This is a genomic window from Bacillus salacetis (assembly GCF_003581585.1).
Classification (GTDB): Bacteria; Bacillota; Bacilli; order Bacillales; family Bacillaceae_B; genus Rossellomorea; species Rossellomorea salacetis.
Window position 1 is genome coordinate 146,960 of sequence record NZ_QXIR01000006.1, and the last position, 22,850, is coordinate 169,809.

Here is a 22,850-nt window from a genome sequence, read left to right on the forward strand (position 1 = left end):
TAATTATATTATATGCACGCCCTAAATACAAGAAGCGGCAAAAGGGGGCTTATCCCTTTTACCGCTCTTGGATCTTGACATTTATCTTGTATCTTGGCAAGGCTCTTGTCAGTCGCTTGCGCAGTTCAGCTTCTTTGTCATCCCTCTTGTCCTGCGACAATTCGTCATGGGTGTAAGCCGTCACCCACATCTGCTCTCCGTTCACCCAGACCTGGCCGGGCTCATAATCTGTATAAACATCGATGACTTCCCTTGCCTTGTCGACATCCGTCCCTTTATTGGGCTGTGTCTCCGATAAATCAATAAAGTTCGGGTTTTGGTTGGTTTCCATCGGCTGGTCGACATTCTGGTTGGTATCGACATCCGTCAAGTCATTGTTGACGAATCTTCTGCCGCCTTGATCTTCATCCTGCACGTAAAGATTATCCTTTTCTTGTGCCCCGCAGGCAGTCAGTAATATAGTCAGTGAAAGTAAACTCAAGACTTTTCTCATCTGAAAACACCTCCTGAGCATAGGTTGTCCCATGTCTCGGAGTATATGCAATCAAAAGCGCAAGCTGACGTTCACTGACTGGTGAAGGAATTCCGTTCATGTTAAAAATGTCACCGGGATTCCAGCGATTCGCCATTACCCGGACCACATGAAGGCAGACCTTATAGTGCCGGTCCACGGAGCTGGCGGCATCTTCAAAGAAAGACAGGGCTGCCTCCCATGCCCCCGTTCCACAACAAAAATTTTTGAAAATAAAAACCGGGAACCAAATGGCTCCCGGAATAATTTATATTTTCTTCACGATCGATTCCTGACTGATACTGACACCTTTGGGCACCTGATGATGATGGCGGCATCTTGGTTCATAAGCTTCCGAAGCCCCAACCAAAATGATCGGATCATCATAGCCAGCAGGCTTCCCATCGATCAGGCGCTGTGTCCGGCTTGCCGGCGACCCGCAAACCGAGCATACCGCCTGCAGTTTTGTCACTTGTTCAGCAGCAGCCATCAGATTGGGCATTGGACCAAATGGTTCTCCGCGAAAGTCCTGGTCAAGTCCTGCAGTGACAACACGATGCCCACTGTCAGCCAGCTTTTGGACAACTTCCACGATTCCCTCGTCAAAAAACTGAACTTCATCAATGGCAACGATATCCACACTTGCAGTAACTTCGTCAAGGATATCCAAAGATGATTCCACAGGCCTCGCAATCACCGACGTCCCATTATGGGAAACGACGGATTCCTCGCTGTAACGGTTATCTAATTTCGGTTTGAAGACCATGATTTCCTGCTTGGCGAATTGTGCCCGCCTTACGCGTCGAATCAATTCTTCTGATTTTCCTGAGAACATGCTTCCGCAAATTACTTCCAACCAACCGGTCTGTTTCATGATGTACATGAAATTAGCCCTCTCCTTCCTCGATCGTATTAATCAATTCCATACTGCATCCTATGTAAAATCCACTCCAGAAAAGATAAAAAAATAAGTGCAATTACGCGGGTGATTTGATAAAAAAAGAATGCTCGGTACGTTTTATTTCAGAAAAAAAGTGGCACAGTGCTTTTCGAACTGCCTCCACTTATTTCTTACTTATTTTCTCATAAAAGAGAAATAAAAAACAGGCAAGCATGATTCCTTGCCTGTTTTCTTCAAAATTCAGAAAGGGGCGTGTATCCAGGCTCCTGTTATGCACAAGTGCGTGCAGGGTGCCGGAATCAAGCCGCCGCTTTTCTAAAAGGTTTATTGATTGTCGTTTTTAAGGCCGTATTTTTTGTTGAAACGATCAACACGTCCGCCGGCATCAGCGAATTTTTGACGACCAGTGTAGAAAGGATGGCACTCAGAGCAAACCTCAACTTTAACTTCGTTCTCAACAGAACCTGTTTCGAACTCGTTACCGCAAGCACATGTAACCATCACTTTTTTGTATTCTGGATGAATTCCTTGTTTCATTCTTTTTCATCTCCTTCCGCCCTGAATCATCTGAGACAGAGTTATATATTCCTCAATATGCGATATGAGCATAAGCCGTTTGACCAGCCCCTTACCGCATCCACTTTAAAAACACACTGACAATATTATAACAAGTCCATGCCCGAATTGCAACCAGCTTTTTGAGCTGGATGGGATTCCCTTTAACGCTCTAAAGCAAGTGGGGACTGTCCCCACTTGCTTTAAAGGGGTAAAGCGTCAGCCCCTTTTTCCTTTGGATTCTTCGTGCAGCACTTCGAAGAATTCTTCGTTGGTTTTCGACTTTTTCAGCTTGCGCAGGAATTTTTCCGCGAAGTCCGGTGCATCGGACATTGCTTTTCTGATTGCCCACAATTTTTCGAGGTTTTCAGAAGGAATAAGGAGTTCTTCTTTCCTTGTGCCGGAACGGCGGATATCGATCGCAGGGAAGATCCTTCTTTCCGCAAGATGACGGTCAAGGTGAAGTTCCATGTTTCCTGTTCCTTTGAATTCCTCATAAATGACATCATCCATACGGGAGCCTGTATCGATAAGCGCAGTGGCAAGCACCGTTAAACTTCCGCCTTCTTCAATGTTACGCGCAGCACCAAAGAATCGTTTCGGACGGTGGAAAGCTGCCGGGTCGATACCGCCTGACAGGGTCCTTCCGCTTGGAGGGATGACCAGGTTATACGCACGCGCCAAACGAGTGATGCTATCCATCAGGATGATCACGTCACGCTTGTGTTCAACAAGGCGCATCGCCCGCTCCAACACCAACTCTGCTACCTTGATATGATTTTCAGGCACTTCATCAAACGTCGAGCTGACAACTTCCGCTTCCACTGAACGTTCGATATCCGTAACTTCCTCAGGACGCTCATCGATCAACAGAATGATTAATTCCGCTTCTGGATTGTTGGTGGTAATCGAGTTCGCAATCTCTTTTAAAAGCATTGTCTTACCCGCTTTTGGAGGAGCAACGATTAGACCCCGCTGTCCAAATCCAACCGGGGAGATAAGATCCATGATCCGTGTGGAAATCTTGTTCGGAGCCGTCTCCAGCATGATCTGGCGGTCGGGATACAATGGTGTCAAAGCAGGGAAATGGACACGTTCCTTGGAAGCTTCCGGTTCCTCGCCGTTGACCATCTCTACATGCAGGAGTCCGAAATAGCGCTCATTCTCTTTTGGAGGCCGCACCTTGCCGGAAACCTTGTCCCCGTTCCGCAAGTCAAAGCGGCGGATCTGTGATGCAGAAATATAAATATCTTCAGCACTTGGCGAATAGTTGATCGGGCGCAGGAATCCAAATCCCTCTGACTGGATGATTTCCAATACACCTTCCATGAAGAAATAGCCTTCCTTCTCCGCTCTCACTTTTAAAATCGCAAAGATAAGTTCTTTTTTTGTCAGCTTGCTGTAATAGGAAATCTTGTACTCTCTAGCTAATTCATACAGTTCTTTCAATTTCATGTTTTCTAGACCTTTGATCGTTAATTCCATAATGACACCACTCTTCAATTATTTGAAATCTACCATATGGAGAACGTTATGATAGGAAAAAATTACAGGAAAAAGTAAATAGAAGAAATAAAGAAGCAATTTCTTGTGAAGTTTATATGCTATAGACGAAAATAAAACAACTACTATCTAATCATATTTTTCTCTTGAAATCAACAAAGGAATTTAAAGGGAAGGTTAAAGCCTGCGGGCAGAGGAATACCCGGTTTCATTTTCTCTCTGTATATAGGAAATGTCAGCTTCAATGGACTGGATCCATCAAAGCTGACTACTATTTATGATGCCAGGCAATTTCCAAAGTGATTGCCGGCCATGAGGAATCACAGGAACCGGATCTCCTTGCGGTGGATAGCAATCCGTTTCCTGCATGCATCCCTATCAGCAACCGGAAATATTAGGAAATGCCTTACTTAATGACGAGATTCGGCTTCTTTTGCAAGCTGTGGCGGCCGTCGATGAAACGGACAGTGCCGGATTTCGCTCTCATGACGATGGAGTGCGTCAAGCCATGGCTGCCCTTCAATTGGACACCGCGCAAAAGCTCACCATCTGTTACGCCGGTTGCCGCGAAGATCGCATCATCACCAGTCACCAGGTCTTCCATACGGAGGATCTTACTGCAATCCAGCCCCATACTTTCACAACGCACAGCCTCTTCTTCGTTCTGCGGCAGCAGTTTTCCCTGGATTTCCCCTCCAAGGCATTTCAACGCAACAGCCGCAAGGACGCCTTCAGGTGCACCGCCTGAACCGAAAAGGATATCCACGCCTGTATGATCAAAGGCCGTGTTCATTGCGCCGGCGACATCGCCGTCATTGATCAGCTTGATCCTTGCACCCGCTTCTCTCAGCTGGGCAATGATATGTTCATGGCGCTCACGGTTCAATACTGTAGCGACCACATCTTCAATATCTTTATTTTTCGCACGTGCAACAGCTTTCAGGTTATCAAGCACAGAAGCGTTGATATCGATTTGTCCGACTGCCTCAGGTCCAACGGCAATTTTGTCCATGTACATATCCGGGGCATTCAGCAGGTTGCCATGATCGGCAACGGCCAGAACAGCAAGGGCATTCCAGCCGCCGGAAGCCACGATATTCGTGCCTTCCAAAGGGTCTACTGCCACGTCCACACGCGGACCATAGCCTGTCCCTAATTTTTCACCGATATAGAGCATAGGGGCTTCATCCATCTCCCCTTCTCCAATGACGACGGTCCCTTTCATCGGCACTGTATCAAAGACATCTCTCATTGCCGAAGTCGCTGCATCATCTGCTTCATTTTTCTTTCCTCTACCCATCCAGCGGGCCGATGCGAGTGCTGCACCTTCAGTTACGCGTACAAGTTCCATAGATAAACTTCTTTCCATCGATTTCTGCCTCCTGTGTCACATATATATTTATATATACGAATTGTATAACATAATGATAAATATATTGTAACACATTAAACATTAAGCGGCAGGATTATTTTCTTGAAAGAGTAAATCAGGAACTTTTCAGCTGTTCAAGTTCTTCAGCTGTCATCTTTTCACGCCAGATCGTCGCACCAAGCCCTTCAAGTTTTTCAACGAGGTTGCTGTAGCCGCGGTCAATATGCTCAAGGCCAGTTACTTCTGTAACGCCTTCAGCCATCAAGCCTGCTACCACAAGGGCAGCCCCGGCTCTAAGGTCGCTCGCTTTCACTTTAGCTCCCTGCAGCTGGATCGGCCCGTTGACAATCGCCGAACGGCCTTCCACTTTAATATTGGCATTCATGCGGCGCAGTTCATCAATATGCTTGAAGCGCGCGGAATAAATCGTATCAGTCACAACTGCCGAACCTTTTGCTTTTGTTAAGAGCGAAGTGAATGGCTGCTGTAAATCTGTCGGGAAACCAGGATAAACAAGGGTCTTGATATCCACTGCGTTCAGGTTTTCAGCTTTGCCGATGAAGATTTGATCATCGCCTGCTTCAATTGGCACACCCATTTCACGCAATTTCGCAATCAATGATTCCATGTGAAGGGGAATGACATTATCGATCAGCACACCTTCACCTGCCGCGGCTCCTAAAATCATGAATGTACCCGCTTCGATCCGGTCCGGAATGATGGTATGCCTGCATCCGCTCAAGTTTTCGACTCCGTCAATACGGATGACATCCGTCCCCGCACCTTTGATCTTCGCTCCCATGTTCGTGAGCAATGTAGCAACATCGATGATTTCAGGTTCTTTTGCTGCATTTTCTATGATTGTCTGGCCTTTTGCCCTGACAGCTGCCAGCATGATATTTATGGTCGCCCCGACGCTGACGACATCCAAATAGATCCGTGCGCCGCGCAGTTCATCGGCTCTCAGGTAGATTGCGCCTTGCTCATTTGTGACTTCTGCACCAAGAGCTTCGAACCCTTTGATATGCTGGTCGATCGGACGCGGACCAAGATGGCATCCACCCGGAAGTCCGATAGCCGCCTTTTTGAATCGTCCAAGCATGGCACCCATCAAATAATAGGATGCTCTTAATTTCTTCACTTTTCCGCTTGGCAATGGCATGGAAATCATCCGGGACGGATCGACTCTCATTTCTCCGTTTTCGCCAAATGACACTTCGCCGCCTATTTCTTCAAGAAGGGCTTTGAGTGTCTGCACATCTGAGATATCTGGTAAACCTTCAATTGATACTGGAGAGTCGGCAAGAATGGTTGCCGGGATTAGGGCTACAGCGCTGTTTTTCGCTCCACTTACCTTAATTGTGCCTTTAAGTGGATAACCGCCTGCAATTTTTAGCTTTTCCATTTTAGACTCCCTTCCATAGTTCCTTGATGAATTTCCCATAAACTGAGTGTCAATTTATCTTGATGTTTATTCATGGTTATTTTTACCAATAAAAATGATTCTAAGAAGTATTGTCTACTAGTTTATACATAATTCGTCAAAACATGTATAGGTGAATAGATTTTTTTATAAATTATACCATTTATACTATAAAAAGCGAAAGCGCCTTGAACAGCCCCGACAGGCAAATGTTCCAAAGAGAAAAAAAGGCGCTCTTTCCTTTTATTCACTTTGGGTTATTTGACCCCGAGGGGCTGGGCGCTGAAGCTGGATTGATAAAAAGCGAGAGCGCCTTGAACAGCCCCGACAGGCAAATGTTCCAAAGAGAAAAAAAGGCGCTCTTTCCTTTTATTCTCTTTGGGTTATTTGACCCCGAGGGGCTAGGCGCTGGAGCTGGATTGATAAAAAGCGAAAGCGCCTTGAACAGCCCCGACAGGCAAATGTTCCAAAGAAAAAAAAGGTGCTCTTTCCGCTCTTTCCTTTTATTCTCTTTGGGTTATTTAACCCCGAGGGGCTAGGCGCTGGAGCTGGATTGATAAAAAGCGAAAGCGCCTTGAACAGTCCCGACAGGCAAATGTTCCAAAGAGAATAAAAGGCGCTCTTTCCGCTCTTTCCGCTCTTTCCTTTTATTCTCTTTGGGTTATTTGACCCCGAGGGGCTAGGCGCTGGAGCTGGACTGATAAAAAGCGGAAGCAGCTGTTCAACGCCGTACAGACTGGAGGTTCGCGAGTGAGACAAAGGAAATAGGGCATGCGCAGCGGGCCGATGTTGACTTCTCGCAAGGAAAAGCCGGGAAGTACGTCAACCACTTAGCCTCCAAGCTGGATTGGCATGAAAAGAGAGGCTGATTTCTGCCAGGTTCCGGTTGATTGAACTATTAATAAGATTGGCAAGAAAAGCTCGAATCTTTCAATCTATGCTCGCTCTTCGGCTGTGCCTGCACAGTCTCCTTCTCCTCTTAATCCGGCAGCCCTTCCCCGCCTTCAATACACATGATTAACCAATTAGTTTCCTGAACGCTTGCTCCAGTCATCAAGGAATGCCTGGATTCCCTTGTCTGTCAGCGGATGCTTGAACATTTGGCTGAGGACTTTGAATGGTGTCGTTGCAATATGCGCGCCTCTCAATGCCGCATCTGTAATGTGCTGCGGATGCCTGATGGACGCCGCGATGATTTCTGTATCAATGCCATGAATGGCAAAGATCTCAGCAATTTTTTCGATCAGTTCCATTCCGTCATGGCCGATATCATCCAATCTTCCAAGGAAAGGAGAGACATAAGTCGCGCCTGCCCTAGCTGCCAGCAAAGCCTGGTTCGCGCTGAAAATGAGCGTTACATTTGTTTTGATGCCTTCTTTTGCGAATACAGAAACTGCTTTCAAGCCATCCGGTGTCATTGGTACCTTGACCGTGATATTCGGTGCCAGTGCCGCAAGTTCGCGGCCTTCCTTGATCATGCCTTCTGCATCAAGGGCAATGACCTCACCCGAGATGGACCCAGGAACAAGATTTGCGATTTCCTTCAGGCGGTCGTGAAAAGACACCCCTTCTTCTTTCGCAACCAGTGAAGGATTCGTCGTCACTCCGGAAAGGATGCCCCATTCAAATGCTTCGCGGATTTCTTCCATATTTGCTGTATCGATAAAAAATTTCATGTCAATTTCCCCTTTTTCGACTAAATTTTCAAAACAGTTAAAATGAACGGAAACCGCCTTATAGGACAAGGCGGTTTCTATAATGGTTTATTTGATTCAGAAGTTGATCGTGGTGTTATATAAAATTAAGCTTGGTTTGAAGAACCAAATTCACGCATTTTGCCGATGACTGTCTGCTTGATTGCTTCACGGGCAGGTCCAAGATATTTACGTGGATCATACACATGCGCATCCTCTGCAAGGACTTCGCGGACCTTCTTCGCTGAAGCAATTTGGTTTTCAGTATTTACATTGATTTTCGCTGTACCATAAGAGACCGCTCTTTGGATATCTTTTGTTGGAATGCCGGTACCGCCGTGAAGCACAAGAGGTACTCCGGTAGCTGCGCCGATTTCTTCCATTTCTTTGAATCCAAGGTTTGGCTCGCCTTTGTAAGGTCCGTGAACAGAACCAAGGGCAGGTGCCAATGTATCGATACCAGTGCGCTCTACAAGCTCCTGGCACTCTTTAGGGTCAGCATAGATAACGCCGTCAGCTACTACGTCGTCCTCTTGTCCGCCGACAACTCCCAGTTCAGCCTCAACAGAAACCCCTTTGGAGTGAGCATATTCAACCACTTTTGAAGTGATTTCGATGTTTTCCTCGAAAGGACCGTGGGAAGCATCGATCATGACAGAAGTAAATCCTGCATCAATTGCTTCTTTACATTTATCATAGCTGGAACCGTGGTCAAGGTGGATGGCAACAGGAACTGTGATGTTGTAGTCTTCAAGAAGACCTTCAACCATTTTCACGACAGTTTTGAACCCGCCCATGTAACGTCCTGCACCTTCAGAAACACCAAGGATTACCGGTGATTTCTCTTCTTCTGCAGCTTGAAGGATCGCTTGAGTGAACTCAAGGTTATTTAAATTGAATTGTCCAACAGCATAGCCGTTTTCTTTTGCTTTAATAAGCATTTCTTTCATTGAAACTAAAGGCATAGTCTAGTTCCTCCTTTTATTGAGTCAGTTATGTAACTGTATACCCGTTTCTCAGTGTTTGCAATTTCATCTGTATAATACCAAAAAGGTCAACATTTTACCAACTGACTGCCCTTATTTTATAAAAGAAGTACTATTCCGTATTTTCAATTTTATGGAAAGGTTTACATCGTTGAGTATTGCTTCACTGCCTGTCTGATGTCATCAATATCGAACGGCTTGGCAAAGTGGGTGATGGCACCCAGGTCTTTCGCTTCCTGGATCATATCCAGTTCACCATAAGCTGTCATGATGATGACCCGGATATCCGGTTCCTTTTCTTTCATTCTTTTTAAAATTTCAATCCCGTCCATTCCCGGGATCTTCATATCAAGCAATACCAGGTCCAGGGAATGCTTATCCACTATATCAAGTGCCTGAATTCCGTTAGCCGCTTGAAATGTTGTATAGCCTTCCTTCTGCAAAACCTCGTTCAGTAAAATCCGGATACCAAATTGATCGTCAACAATGAGGATTTTTTCATTCATCCTAATCCACCTCTTCCCCTCTTATTCGTACCTGAAACGTGGTAAATGCTGCCGTAGACGGAGCCTCTTTTCCCACAGTATTAGCTGCTTTTTTCTCTCTGCCGGGTATTTTCCGGGTTTGATTATTACAAAAAAATGATATGTAAATGAAACTTTAGTCCAAAAGTATACTTCAACATTGGACCGGGAAATTCCTTCTTTATGCGATAATTTTACATCATGCTCTGTCGGAATTATACTTTAATGTAAAATGAACTATATTTTTGCATTAAAACCTCTTTATTTGGAAGGAGTACTCACGATGATCAAAATGTTTACCACACAGCTTTCGGGACTTTACAACCGGATAGCGGATAAGGAAGAGTTTTCAATAGAGGATGGTGCCCGCCTTCTTGCTCAGGCAGCTGTTGGTGAAGGCCATATTTATATAAAAGGGTTCAAGGAGATGGAAAGCGTCACTCTTGAAGCGCTATATGGACAGGAACCACTTAACGGTGCTAAAGCACTGGAGAATGTGGATGACCTGACGGAAGCAGACAGGGTTCTTCTTGTATCCCGCTTTTCCAACGATGAACAGGCTTCTGCACTTGCAAAGCAGCTCTCTGACAAAGGGGTTGCTTTTACCGCGATTTCAGGGGCGGTGGCTGGTGAAGGAGAAAACCTTGCCGATTTGGCGGATATCCACATTGATACCAAACTGATCAAAGGCATGCTGCCAGGAGAGGAATTGGGCGAACGTGTCGGATTCCCTTCCAGTATGGCTGCTCTCTATATCTATTATCTGCTTAAGTTTTCGCTTGAAGAGATGCTGGAGGAATATTAAGTTTGGAGTGAAGTCCCGGTTTGGTGCCGGGGCTTTTTTACTTGGATTGCATGAGGACTCTCGGCGGAAGTTTGGTTCATGAACCATGTTTGGTACAACTTGATCGTAATTTCACTGAGCTTTTATTTCATAAGGGCTGTACGGAACACTCTAATCTCCCATCGCTGCATAATTGGTACAATGGGCCCTTCATGAGCCGCTCTAATCCCCAAAAATCGCTGCATAACCAGTTCCATTAGCTGCCATCAGGCACCAAGACGCTCATCTCACCGTGACCCCGGTTCCAAGAACCCTTCACAGAATGTAAAATTCAACCAACGCCGCAAATCTCCTCGAGAATTAAGCAGCCAGGTTCCGTTAACCATTTTGTTTAAACAAAAGGCTGTTTTCGCATATATTGTTGCTTTTGGAAAAATCCCAGGTGCCGGATTTTTCCCCTGTATACAAAGGTTTTACTCTCGAAAAAGAACGAGCAGCTCTTTTCTTTCCTGCTCACAGGGGTTTTTACGACGATTTACCAGCATATTAATTGAAATTTATATTGAATAGCAACAAAGTTTACGAAAAGAGCCAAACAAAAAGAGCCGGCCCGCACGGACGGGTCAGCTCTTCTTTATATTTCATATTATTATTTTGCATTCTCCAAAGCCGCATTGATGAAGTCGCGGAACAGCGGCTGCGGGCGAGTAGGGCGGGATGTGAACTCCGGATGGAATTGTGATGCCACGAACCAAGGGTGATCCGCAAGCTCGATAATTTCAACCAAACGTCCGTCAGGGCTTGTCCCGGAGAAGATGAAGCCTGCCGCTTCCATTTCTTCTCTGAAGTGATTGTTAAACTCATAACGATGGCGGTGGCGTTCGTAAACGACCTCGCCGGCATATGCATCGTAAGCCTTTGTTCCCGGAGTCAGTTTACAAGGATACAGGCCGAGGCGAAGTGTTCCGCCAAGGTCTTCAATGTCTTTCTGCTCAGGAAGCAAATCGATTACCGGATATGGTGTTTCCGGGTTCAGCTCAGCAGAGTGAGCTGTTTCATATCCCAGCACGTTGCGGGCATATTCTACTGATGCCAGCTGCATGCCCAGGCAGATGCCAAGGAAAGGCACTTTATTTTCACGTGCATATTTCGTCACGATGATTTTACCTTCAACGCCCCGGTCACCGAAACCGCCTGGTACAAGGATACCGTCCACATCGCTAAGCACTTCGTCGACATTTTCAGATGTGATCAGCTCCGAGTTCAGCCACTTCACTTCTACATCTGCATCGAAGTTGTAGCCGGCATGTTTCATGGCTTCCACTACTGAAATGTAGGCATCCTGCAGCTCGACGTATTTTCCGACAAGAGCGATCTTCGTCTTCTTGCTTAAGTTGCGGACTCTGTGGATCAGTTCATTCCACTCGGTCATATCCGGCTCTCTGCAATCCAGCTTCAAGTGGTCGCATGTAAGCTGATCAAGTTTTTGATCCTGAAGGGCAACAGGCACGGCATATAGCGTATCCGCATCGATTGCTTCGATGACGGCACGGGGATCGATGTCACAGAACAAGGCAATCTTGTCTTTCATATCCTGGGTCATCGGCATTTCTGCTCGGACCACGATGACCGTAGGCTGGATCCCAAGGCTGCGCAGTTCTTTTACACTATGCTGGGTCGGTTTCGTCTTCATTTCACCGGCAGCTTTGATGTAAGGAACAAGTGTACAGTGGATGTACATTACGTTGTCACGGCCGACATCGCTCTTGATCTGGCGGATCGCCTCAAGGAATGGAAGGGATTCGATGTCACCGACCGTTCCGCCGATTTCCGTAATGACAATATCCGCATTCGTTTCGCGGCCCGCACGGAATACTCTCTCTTTGATTTCATTTGTAATATGAGGGATGACCTGGACCGTTCCGCCCAGATAATCGCCGCGGCGCTCTTTTTTCAGTACAGTTGAATAGATTTTCCCAGTTGTCACTGAGCTGTATTTTGTAAGATTTATGTCAATGAAACGCTCATAATGTCCCAGATCGAGATCCGTTTCAGCGCCATCATCGGTAACAAAAACTTCACCATGCTGATACGGGCTCATTGTACCAGGGTCCACGTTGATGTATGGATCAAATTTCTGGATTGTCACTTTCAACCCGCGGTTTTTCAATAGTCTTCCAAGTGAAGCAGCTGTAATTCCTTTACCCAGTGAGGAAACTACACCGCCTGTTACAAAAATATACTTTGTCATGCAAAGTACCCCCTTCTTCAAGTTAGTTGTCTAAAAAAAGTATGTTCAGCAGTGCTGAACATTAGTCTCTTATGATGAAATTAATCCCGGAACTATTTCTGTGAAGCCTCCCATGTACTGCTGCAGCAGTCTTCGTCTCCTAAAATCTTTTATAAAAAAAGGTTGTTTTCGCATACATTGCTGCTTTCGGAAAAGAACGGGCAGCTCTTTTCTTTCCTGCTCACCGGGAATTTGACGGCGATTCATCAGGATATTACTTGAAAATTTTATATTGAATAGCAGCAAAGTTTACGAAAAGTGCCTAAGAAAAAGAGCGGAAGGTTGTCTTCACGAAACAGCTTCAAGGGGGTGCAAAAAATAAAAAACGCCCCCGCTTACCGAAGTAAGGGGAGCGTTGAATTCATAATCTGATCCTTTTTTAAGGAGCCCAAATAACATACTACCTTCCTCGACATCAGAAGTCAAGAATTGATTATTTGTCTTCTTTTTCTGAATCCTCGTCGTCTTCGTCGAGTTCTTCTTCCTCTTCATCATCACCAAGATCATATTCATCTTCATCGATCAGTTCTTCATCGATTTCTTCTTCATCTGAATCTAGGTCTTCCTCATCATCATCGTCATCAAGATCTTCTTCATCATCTGTAAGATCCTCTTCATCCAAATCATCAAGGTCATCGAAGTCCAGGTCTTCATCATCGAAGTCTTCTTCCAGATCCTCGTCATCCTTTTTCTTGGATTTCTTCTTGCGTGTCTTGATGGTCGGAACGGTTTCTTCCTCGATTTGATCAACCGGATACCAAGCTCTGATTCCCCAGCGGTTCTCACCAAGCGCGATGAAGCGACCATCTACATTGAGGTCTGTGTAGAACTGGACCATGCGTGAACGGACTTCCTCCCCGGACAGCTCCAGTATGTCGCCGATCTGTTTGATTAAATCATTGAATGACATTGCCTGTTTTTTATCCGCCAGTAACTCATGTGCTAATTCTATGAAAGACATTTGATGCAATTCTTCTGTCGATAGCTGCTTTAAACTCATCTAACGCACTTCCTTTCTCTATTTCACATTCTATTAAAAGATGCTATTTTCGTAATTCGTTACTTTAAAATTGTTTCCGCTCCAGGCACTCGCTTTCCCAAGGGCGGGCGTTGAGCCTCCTCGGCTGAATAAAAAGCGTAAGCGGCCGTTCAGCGATGTACGGATTGGAGGGCTCCTGCATGAGATAAAGGAATCACAACGAACATAAATGAGTTGATGATGACTTATCGCAAGAAAGGTGGCCGAAATCAGCTAGTCGCTGGCCGCTGGAGCTAGGTTCGCCTGCGGGGGCTCACCTGTCCCGCTGATTCCCCAGGAGTCGAGCGCATTCCGCTACCAGCTCACGAAAAAGCTTTTACAGAGCTATTAATTAGAAAAAAAGTGCGTTCACACTCTATTTCTAATGTTATGTAAGAATAAGCAGGAAATATTATTAAAGTAATATTTACGAAGCCAGCCTAAAAGAATGATAAAAGGGCATAATTCTCGAATTTGCCTAAAACCATATTATTCATTATAAACAATATACAGTGGTTTATGCTAGATTTATGCGGTTTTTCTTTTATTTTTTTCCACATCAGGGTTCTCTTGAATCGGGTTTCTTGGAAGGTATATTGAGAGGGTGCGAGATGGGGGACAGTAAAATGGGGAATTGCCTCTTTCGTCTTCTGGTTCACAACGTCAGGGCAGTTCCCCTTTTTCTAAATCAGCGTGGCGCTGCTTCATTGCATTTTGATATATTTCACTGAAAGCTTCATAGAAGAAATAAGAAGCCAAAACCAAAAGCGGGATCGCTCCCAGGAGTTTCTGATATAGGTAAAACGATAATATGAAACCTGCCAAAATCAGGATGTATTTAAGTAAAAACTTCAAAATGTTCACTCCCTGCCATATAACCAGCACAACTGAAATTCATATTACTCTTTACCTATTATAGATGAAAATGGTGCTATATAATATTAAATCTGTGTTAAAAAACAGGAAATTCGATTCTGTCACTTTAGCCCTTTAAAGCAGCCGGGGACAGTCCCCGGCTGCTTTAAAGGGCTAAAGCGTTTCCTGGATATCAGGAAAAACGGGTCCTAAGCTCCCGGCTTTGGACCCATTTTCATTGAGATTACATGTTTCTTCTATACTGTCCGCCCACTTCGTAGAGCGCCCTTGTGATTTGGCCCAGGCTTGCGACTTTGACGGTTTCCATCAATTCGGCAAAGATGTTCCCGTCGTTCACAGCTGCTTCTTTCAGCCTCTTCAATGCTTCTTCTGTGCTGTCTTCATTGCGTCCCTGGAAGCTGCGAAGGTTCGTGATCTGTGTTTCTTTTTCTTCTTTCGTCGCACGTGCCAGTTCCATGGTATCCATCTGTTCTTCTGATGGAGGATTCGGGTTCAGGTAGGTGTTGACCCCGACAATCGGCAGTTCGCCGCTGTGCTTTTTCATTTCATAGTACATGGACTCTTCCTGGATCTTCCCGCGCTGATACTGGGTTTCCATCGCACCCAGCACACCGCCGCGGTCGTTGATGCGATCGAATTCTGCGAGCACCATTTCTTCCACAAGGTCTGTCAATTCTTCAACAATGAAAGAACCTTGAAGCGGATTTTCATTCTTAGACAATCCATGTTCTTTCGTGATGATCATCTGGATCGCCATCGCTCTGCGGACTGATTCCTCCGTAGGCGTCGTGATCGCTTCGTCATAAGCATTCGTATGAAGGGAATTACAGTTATCCTGAAGCGCCATCAACGCCTGCAATGTCGTACGGATATCGTTAAAATCGATTTCCTGCGCATGCAGCGAGCGCCCGGACGTCTGGATGTGGTACTTCAGTTTTTGGCTCCGTTCATTTGCACCATACTTATCTCTCATGACTGTCGCCCAGATACGGCGTGCAACTCTTCCAATTACCGTATACTCGGGATCAAGTCCATTCGAGAAGAAGAAGGATAAATTCGGTGCAAAGTCATTGATGTCCATGCCTCTGCTTAAGTAGTATTCCACATACGTAAAGCCATTTGCCAGTGTGAAGGCAAGCTGGGAAATCGGGTTCGCTCCTGCTTCCGCGATATGGTAGCCGGAAATCGATACAGAGTAATAGTTTCTTACTTTGTGATCGATGAAGTACTGCTGGATGTCACCCATCATCCGCAATGCGAATTCAGTAGAGAAGATACACGTGTTCTGGCCCTGGTCTTCTTTTAAAATATCTGCCTGGACCGTACCGCGCACCACATTAAGGGTTGCTTCTTTAACATGAGTGAACTCTTCCAGTGTAAGCGTCCTTCCGAGTTCCTCTTCTTTCTTCTTCACCTGCTGATCGATGGCTGTGTTCATGAACATGGCCAGGATGATCGGTGCCGGGCCGTTGATTGTCATGGAAACAGAAGTCGACGGAGCGCACAGGTCGAAGCCGGCATACAATTTCTTCATGTCATCCAGCGTACAGATGCTCACGCCGCTCTCCCCGACTTTTCCGTAAATATCCGGACGGTGGTCAGGATCTTCACCATACAGTGTGACCGAGTCAAATGCCGTACTCAATCGTTTCGCATCATCGTCCTTGGACAGATAATGGAAGCGGCGGTTCGTTCTCTCCGGTGTACCTTCACCCGCAAATTGGCGCTTCGGATCTTCCCCTTTGCGTTTGAATGGGAATACTCCCCCTGTGTACGGGAATGCACCAGGCACATTTTCTTTATAGACCCAGCCAAGGATTTCGCCGAAGTCCTTATATCTCGGAAGTGCCACTTTCGGGATATCAAGGCCGGACAGGCTCTTTGTCTTCAGCTCAGTGATGATCTCCTTGTCCCTGATTTTCGTGATGAACTGGTCAGCGCCGTATTTCTCTTTGAATTCTTCCCAGCCATCAAGGATTTTTCTGGATTCAGGAGTCAGTTTTTCTTCTACATTCTTTTTCAAGTTTTCAAGGGAAGTCACCACTTCTTCGTTGACTTCTTGTTCCTTCACCGCCTCGATGGCTCCTTTAAGCTGGAACAATTTGCGGGCGAGATGTGCTTGCTCTTCCGCTTTTTTATGGTAATTCCTCACCGTTTCTGAAATTTCTCTCAGGTAATAACGACGGTCATTCGGAATGATGACATTCTGTTTTTCAACATCCACATCCTTCGAAAAAGAGGTGGACCACTCAAGATTCAGTTTGCTGTTGATTTTATCAACCAGAGCGGCAAACAACGCGTTTGTGCCCGGATCGTTGAATTGGCTGGCAATCGTTCCATACACAGGCATCAGATCGAGATCCTTGTCAAACAGCATATGGCTGCGCTGATACTGCTTCTGTACCTGGCGCCTTGCATCTTCGGACCCTTTCCGCTCAAATTTGTTGATGACGATCAGGTCGGCATAGTCGATCATATCAATTTTTTCAAGCTGTGAAGGCGCTCCGAATTCGCTTGTCATGACATACATGGACAGATCACAGATTTCTGCGATTTCGGCATCCCCCTGGCCGATACCGGATGTTTCTACAATGACCAGATCATAGCCTGCAGCTTTTACCACATTGATGGAATCCTGTATAGCAAGGGAAAGCTCTGTCTTCGATCCGCGTGTCGCCAAGCTTCTCATGAATACCCGATTGTTGAAGATGGCGTTCATCCGGATGCGGTCGCCAAGAAGGGCCCCGCCTGTTTTCTGTTTCGTCGGGTCGATTGACAGGATCGCCACCTTTTTCTCAGGGATTTCATTCAGGAAGCGGCGGATCAGTTCATCTGTAAGGGAGCTTTTCCCGGCGCCGCCTGTACCTGTGATTCCGAGTACCGGTACAGTCTTGGCCATTGACTTCACTTCAGAAAGAACGGATTGTGCCGTGGCCGCAGCTTCTTCGTTCGTATTGATTTGGTATTCAGCAAGTGAAATCATTTTTGAGACCGTGTTGATATCCCCCGCCTGCAATTTATCCAACTGCTCGCCTACAGAAGAAGTAACCGTTGGGAAATCACATTCTTCGATCATGTTATTGATCATTCCCTGAAGGCCTTGAGTCCGGCCGTCTTCCGGAGAAAAAATCCGGGCAATGCCGTAATTATGCAGTTCCTTGATTTCGCGGGGTATGATCACCCCGCCTCCGCCGCCGTATATGCGGATATGGGCCGCGCCTCTTTCCTGCAAAAGGTCGTACATATATTTAAAGTATTCAACATGCCCGCCCTGGTAGGAAGATATTGCGATACCCTGGACATCTTCCTGGATTGCAGCATTGACCACTTCTTCAACAGAACGGTTATGGCCGAGGTGGATGACCTCTGCACCGCTCGCCTGTATGATTCTTCTCATGATATTGATGGAAGCGTCATGTCCGTCGAACAAGCTGGATGCTGTCACGAAGCGGACGTGATGCTTTGGCTTATAAATCTCAACCGTGCTCATATTTCTCCCCCTGTTCATAAAATAATCCTGTATTGATTTGCTCTCCAGGTATACGGCTGCGCGGGAGGGCGGTGACCCAAAAAGCGGAAATGGCCGTTCAGCGACTCACAGATTGGAGGGCTCTCTCATGAGATAAAGGAAACACGGCAAGCACAGCGAGCCGATCTTGACTTATCGCAAGGAGAAAGACCGCAATCTGCCAGTCGCTGGCCATTGGAGCTGGATTGGCCTCCTCACCTGCACTTCCGGGGTCTCACCTGTCCCGCCAGTCACGAGATCGTTCACTCTCCGCTCCAATCACCTATGTGCAACTCCTGGAGCAATCACATCACTATAATTTTCCCAGCAACAACCTACTCTAGATAGCCGTTGATGCCTGAAAAAAGCAGGTCTGTTTGAATTTCAATATACTCTTCCAATGTGTATTTTTTCTGAAGCGCCCAGCGGCGGAATCCCCACATCTGCCCCTGGACAAAAATATTCTGAGCGAGCAGGTGGATCCTGGTTTCATCCAGGGCAAGCTCGCCGTTTTCGCAGCATCTTTTGATCAGCGTTTCAAACATGCCGACCATTTCCAGTTCTTTTTGCAGCACATACGGAAGGGCATCCTTTGAAAGCGATTTGGCTTCCTGATACATGACCAGGACCTCATCCTGCAGATCATCCATGACACGGAAATAGTGGTCGATGCCCAATTTCAAGCTGACCAGTGTCCCCTGTTCGGTGTCCATCGCCTGCAGCTGTGAGCGCACTTGCTCGTAGATGCTGTCACAGACGAGGTAAAGAACGTCTTCCTTTGTCCTGATATATTCATACAGCGTGCCGATACTGAAACCGGCCGCTTTGGCAATCTCTCTAGTCGTTGTCCGATGAAACCCCTTTAGCTTGAAGAGAGAGACAGCCCCGCGGACCATCTCATCACGGCGCTTTTCTACAAGCCTTTCATCTTTGACAGAAGCATGGACTTCCCTCTTTTTATTCACATTATCCGACCGCCTTTATTGACCACCTTTTCTCCCTCTTGTGTAAAACTTTCCCCTTGTTTGCAAACGATTGATTTCCGCTGCAGGTGTGCGACTCCGCGGGGCGGGCGGTGAGCCTCCTCAGCTTCGCCTGCGGGGTTACGGTCCGGTAGGTACGTAACCTTGGCTCACCTGTCCCGCTGCTCCGCAGGAGGTGGCACACCTTCCGCTTCAATCAACTCATCTTTACGAATCCCTAAAACTATCATTGCTGGTAATAGTCTCTTATTAAAGATCTCTGTTCCTAAATCTCTTCAGAAATATTATTTCGTCACCATGCGGGAGATGACGAGACGCTGGATTTCCTGTGTGCCTTCATAGATCTGGGTGATTTTGGCGTCACGCATATAGCGCTCGACCGGATAATCTTTTGTATAGCCGTAGCCCCCGAAGATCTGTACCGCTTCTGTTGTCACTTTCATTGCTGTATCACCGGCCATCAGCTTGGACATTGCTGATTCTTTCCCGTAAGGAAGGCCTTCCGATTCAAGCCAGGCTGCCTGATAAGTCAGCAAGCGGGAAGCCTCGATGCTTGTTGCCATATCTGCAATTTTGAAGGATATCCCCTGGTTCGCTGCAATCGGCTTGCCAAACTGTTCACGTTCCTTGGCATATGCGATGGAAGCGTCCAACGCACCTTGTGCAATTCCGACTGCCTGGGCAGCAATCCCGTTACGGCCTCCGTCAAGTGTCATCATGGCAATCTTGAAGCCTTCTCCTTCTTTTCCTAACATGTTTTCTTTTGGAACCCGGCAGTTATCGAATACGATTTCTGTTGTCGGTGATGAGCGGATGCCCAGTTTCTTTTCTTTCTTGCCGACGGAGAAGCCTTCAAAGCCGCTTTCGATGATGAATGCTGACGTCCCTCTTTGGCGCTGTGATGGGTCTGTCAAAGCAAAAACAACATAGATATCGGCAATACCGCCGTTTGTGATGAAGATCTTTGAGCCATTCAAAACATAGTGGTCGCCGTCAAGCTTCGCTGTAGTTTTCATTCCGCCAGCGTCTGATCCGGAAGCAGGCTCCGTCAAACCATATCCCCCGATTTTCTCACCTTGCGCCATCGGCTTAAGGTACTTCTGCTTTTGTTCTTCGTTACCGAATTTGAAAATCGGCCATCCAGCCAGTGACGTATGGGCAGACAATGTTACACCCGTTGAAGCACAAACTCTTGACAGTTCTTCAACCGCGATACAGTATGCGAGGTAGTCACTGCCAATCCCGCCGTACTCTTCCGGCCAAGGGATCCCTGTGAGGCCAAGCTCTGCCATCTTATCGAAAAGCCCCCGGTCAAAGCGTTCTTCTTCATCGCGCTCCGCTGCAGTCGGTTCCACTTCGTTCTTCGCGAAATCGCGCACCATTTTGCGGATCATTTCATGTTCTTCTGATAATTTGAAATTCATTTCTCTTCCCCCGTTTGTCTGTTTAGTAGGATATTGGATCGCCGGCGCTTTAGTACTTTAAAGTAACAGGGGACTGTCCCCACTTGCTTTAGAGTGCTAAAGCGCTCCAATCTTATTTTAAGAGATGTTTGCCTATGACAACTCTTTGGATTTCGCTAGTGCCTTCGTATATTTCTGTTACTTTGGCGTCACGGAAAAGTCTTTCAACCGGGTATTCTTCGGTGTAGCCGTATCCGCCATAGACTTGGATGGCTTCCGTTGTCACTTCAACTGCAGTCTTGGATGCGAAAAGCTTGGCAATGGATGCTTCCCTGCCGCAATTCATTCCTTCGCTTCTCATATTGGCTGCGCGATAGACTAATAGTTTTGAGGCTTCCACGGCTGTCGCCATATCTGCAAGCTTGAATCCGATTCCCTGCTGGGCTGCAATCGGCTTGCCGAACTGTACCCGTTCTTTTGCATAAGCTGTTGAGTGGTCAAACGCAGCCTCGGCAATTCCCAGTGCCTGGGCAGCGATACCGATCCGGCCGACATCAAGGTTTGCCATCGCAATCTTGAAGCCCTGGCCTTCTTCACCCAAAAGGTTTTCTGCCGGTACTTTCATATCTTCAAATGTAAGCTGGACTGTCCGCGAACCATGGAGGCCCATCTTTTGTTCATCTTTTCCGATGATGAGTCCAGGTGTGTCTTTTTCAACGATAAACGCAGAAACTCCGCGGCCGCCCTTTTCCGGGTCTGTCGAGGCAAAGACGATGTATACGTCTGCCTCACCTCCATTGGTGATAAAGACTTTGGCGCCGTTGATGATATAGTGATCATCTTTTTTGACAGCTTTTGATTTCAGGCCGCCTGCATCCGACCCCGCTCCAGGTTCCGTCAGACAGAATGCCCCCAGATATTCACCGGATGCCAGTTTCGTCACATATTTTTGCTTCTGTTCTTCAGTTCCAAAGTAAAGGATCGGATTCGTTCCAACCGAAGTATGCACCGACAGGATGACACCGACTGTCGCACTTACCTTGGATAGTTCATGAATCGCACTGATATAAGAGGTGAAGTCCATTTCCGACCCGCCGTACTTTTCCGGAATGGTGATTCCCATCAATCCGAGCTCTGCCATCTTCTTCAGAATCTCTCTTGGAAACTCACCAGCTTCCATTCTTTCAACAAATGGTGCAATCTCCGTCTGCGCAAAGTCGCGGACCATCTTCCTCATCATCTGCTGTTCCTCTGTAAACCGTAAGTCCATCCTGATTTCCTCCCTGATGTTAGTAAAGGCTCTTCGACTTGGCTGCTATCCATTCTAAATCCAGAAAACCATCACCCTGGTCAACACGAAAGAAAAGACTGGTCTTTCCGTTTAAGGATTGGCCCCCGGGTAACCAGGGGAAAAACAGCCTCTTGGAAACTTTTCGAAAGCAGTAGCTTCTACGAAGTCAGCCTTTTAAAAAAGGGCTGCCGGGCACTTGGATATTCACCGGGTTTTCCGTTACCGGTTATCCAGCCGTGCCCGTTGTCCCATAACAAGCTTCCCCAAACTTGTTTTACTCGTACGTATAGAATCCGCGGCCGGTTTTCTTGCCCAGCCATCCAGCTTTCACATACTTGCGAAGCAGCGGACATGGACGGTATTTGTCATCGCCGAATCCTTCGTGAAGGGTTTCCATGATGTACAGGCAGGTATCCAGTCCGATAAAATCAGCCAATGTGATTGGTCCCATAGGATGATTCATCCCGAGCTTCATCACTTCATCAATCGCTTCCTTCGTCGCAACCCCTTCGTAAAGTGTATAGATCGCTTCGTTGATCATCGGCATCAATACACGGTTGGAAACGAACCCAGGGAAATCCTCCACTTCAACGCCGACTTTGTTCAGCGTCTTCGTCATGTCTTCAATTTCCTGATAGACTTCATCCGATGTTGCAAGTCCCCGGATGATTTCAACCAGTTTCATGACCGGAACCGGATTCATGAAGTGCATGCCGATCACTTTTTGCGGTCTGTTGGTCGCTGCTGCCACTTCTGTAATCGGAAGAGACGAAGTGTTCGTTGCAAGGATTGCGTGCTGTGGTGCGATTTCATCCAGCTGTTTAAAAATATTTGTCTTAACTTCCATGTTTTCAACTGCCGCTTCAATGACAAGATCAACATCACTTGCATCCTGCAGGTCCGTTGACTGAGTCAGATTAGATAAAACCTTCTCTTTGTCTTCTTCCGTCATCCTGCCTTTTTCGACGGAACGGGAAAGGTTCTTATTGATGACGCCCATTCCCCTTTGGACGAAATCTTCTTTCAAGTCGTTGAGTTTTACTTGGAATCCGGCTTGGGCGCAGACCTGGGCGATTCCCGATCCCATTTGTCCTGCACCTATGACCATTACGTTCTTGATACTCATATATTTTTTCTCCCCTTTGTCTGGATCTTGAGTAGTGTTTTTGATTTATCGGCGATTTTGAATGGTTTATCGGCGGTTTCGGGCAGTTTATCGGCGGTTTTT

18 protein-coding genes are annotated in these 22,850 nt (G+C 46.6%); 1 reads left to right on the top strand and 17 read right to left on the bottom strand.

The window, feature by feature from the left end; translation table 11 throughout:
• Positions 1-58 precede the first annotated feature (58 nt).
• From D3H55_RS06735 to D3H55_RS06790, 9 genes are all read right to left on the bottom strand, one after another.
• Complete coding sequence (locus D3H55_RS06735; RefSeq protein WP_119546148.1) at positions 59-493, bottom strand: hypothetical protein; 435 nt, start codon at positions 491-493, stop codon at positions 59-61.
• Between the two features lie 286 nt (positions 494-779).
• Positions 780-1,394 carry a thymidine kinase gene (locus D3H55_RS06740; protein ID WP_119546149.1) on the bottom strand — a complete coding sequence of 205 codons (615 nt, stop codon included), beginning with the start codon at positions 1,392-1,394 and terminating at the stop codon, positions 780-782.
• 342 nt (positions 1,395-1,736) lie between these two features.
• A complete protein-coding gene (gene rpmE, locus D3H55_RS06745; RefSeq protein ID WP_119546150.1) occupies positions 1,737-1,949 on the bottom strand; it encodes a 50S ribosomal protein L31 in 213 nt (70 codons plus the stop codon).
• A 237-nt stretch (positions 1,950-2,186) separates the two neighbouring features.
• Complete coding sequence (rho, locus tag D3H55_RS06750; protein ID WP_119546151.1) at positions 2,187-3,452, bottom strand: transcription termination factor Rho; 1,266 nt, start codon at positions 3,450-3,452, stop codon at positions 2,187-2,189.
• A 424-nt stretch (positions 3,453-3,876) separates the two neighbouring features.
• Positions 3,877-4,839, bottom strand: coding sequence for a class II fructose-bisphosphatase (gene glpX / locus D3H55_RS06755; RefSeq protein WP_119546152.1), 963 nt, complete (start codon positions 4,837-4,839; stop codon positions 3,877-3,879).
• Between the two features lie 118 nt (positions 4,840-4,957).
• Positions 4,958-6,247, bottom strand: a complete 1,290-nt coding sequence (murA, locus tag D3H55_RS06760; protein ID WP_119546153.1) for a UDP-N-acetylglucosamine 1-carboxyvinyltransferase — start codon at positions 6,245-6,247, stop codon at positions 4,958-4,960.
• 1,043 nt (positions 6,248-7,290) lie between these two features.
• Entirely contained in the window at positions 7,291-7,941 is a 651-nt protein-coding gene (gene fsa, locus D3H55_RS06780) for a fructose-6-phosphate aldolase (protein ID WP_119546154.1), read from the bottom strand.
• Positions 7,942-8,066: 125 nt separating this feature from the next.
• Positions 8,067-8,924 carry a class II fructose-bisphosphate aldolase gene (locus D3H55_RS06785; RefSeq protein ID WP_119546155.1) on the bottom strand — a complete coding sequence of 286 codons (858 nt, stop codon included), beginning with the start codon at positions 8,922-8,924 and terminating at the stop codon, positions 8,067-8,069.
• A gap of 164 nt (positions 8,925-9,088) precedes the next feature.
• The gene (locus D3H55_RS06790; protein WP_119546156.1) at positions 9,089-9,451 is read right to left on the bottom strand and encodes a response regulator; all 363 of its coding nucleotides are present in this window, start codon (positions 9,449-9,451) and stop codon (positions 9,089-9,091) included.
• 301 nt (positions 9,452-9,752) lie between these two features.
• On the opposite strand from D3H55_RS06790, the gene D3H55_RS06795 reads away from it, so the two are divergent.
• Entirely contained in the window at positions 9,753-10,274 is a 522-nt protein-coding gene (locus D3H55_RS06795; RefSeq protein ID WP_119546157.1) for a DUF2529 domain-containing protein, read from the top strand.
• Positions 10,275-10,902: 628 nt separating this feature from the next.
• Here the strand turns inward: D3H55_RS06795 and pyrG are convergent.
• The 8 genes from pyrG to D3H55_RS06840 all read right to left on the bottom strand — a co-directional run bounded on the left by pyrG (position 10,903) and on the right by D3H55_RS06840 (position 22,748).
• Positions 10,903-12,504, bottom strand: coding sequence for a CTP synthase (gene pyrG, locus D3H55_RS06800; protein ID WP_119546158.1), 1,602 nt, complete (start codon positions 12,502-12,504; stop codon positions 10,903-10,905).
• A gap of 472 nt (positions 12,505-12,976) precedes the next feature.
• Complete coding sequence (gene rpoE, locus D3H55_RS06805; RefSeq protein ID WP_119546159.1) at positions 12,977-13,543, bottom strand: DNA-directed RNA polymerase subunit delta; 567 nt, start codon at positions 13,541-13,543, stop codon at positions 12,977-12,979.
• A gap of 681 nt (positions 13,544-14,224) precedes the next feature.
• Positions 14,225-14,416: a hypothetical protein gene (locus D3H55_RS06815; protein ID WP_119546161.1), complete on the bottom strand. Its 192-nt coding sequence runs from the start codon at positions 14,414-14,416 to the stop codon at positions 14,225-14,227.
• A 244-nt stretch (positions 14,417-14,660) separates the two neighbouring features.
• Positions 14,661-17,927, bottom strand: a complete 3,267-nt coding sequence (gene icmF / locus D3H55_RS06820) for a fused isobutyryl-CoA mutase/GTPase IcmF (protein ID WP_119546162.1) — start codon at positions 17,925-17,927, stop codon at positions 14,661-14,663.
• A gap of 353 nt (positions 17,928-18,280) precedes the next feature.
• Positions 18,281-18,910, bottom strand: coding sequence for a TetR/AcrR family transcriptional regulator (locus tag D3H55_RS06825; RefSeq protein WP_205685409.1), 630 nt, complete (start codon positions 18,908-18,910; stop codon positions 18,281-18,283).
• 302 nt (positions 18,911-19,212) lie between these two features.
• Positions 19,213-20,352, bottom strand: coding sequence for an acyl-CoA dehydrogenase (locus tag D3H55_RS06830; RefSeq protein WP_119546163.1), 1,140 nt, complete (start codon positions 20,350-20,352; stop codon positions 19,213-19,215).
• A 112-nt stretch (positions 20,353-20,464) separates the two neighbouring features.
• On the bottom strand, positions 20,465-21,601 hold the full coding sequence (locus D3H55_RS06835; RefSeq protein WP_119546164.1) for an acyl-CoA dehydrogenase: 1,137 nt from the start codon (positions 21,599-21,601) through the stop codon (positions 20,465-20,467).
• A gap of 295 nt (positions 21,602-21,896) precedes the next feature.
• Positions 21,897-22,748, bottom strand: coding sequence for a 3-hydroxybutyryl-CoA dehydrogenase (locus D3H55_RS06840; RefSeq protein ID WP_119546165.1), 852 nt, complete (start codon positions 22,746-22,748; stop codon positions 21,897-21,899).
• Between the last annotated feature and the right edge of the window lie 102 nt (positions 22,749-22,850).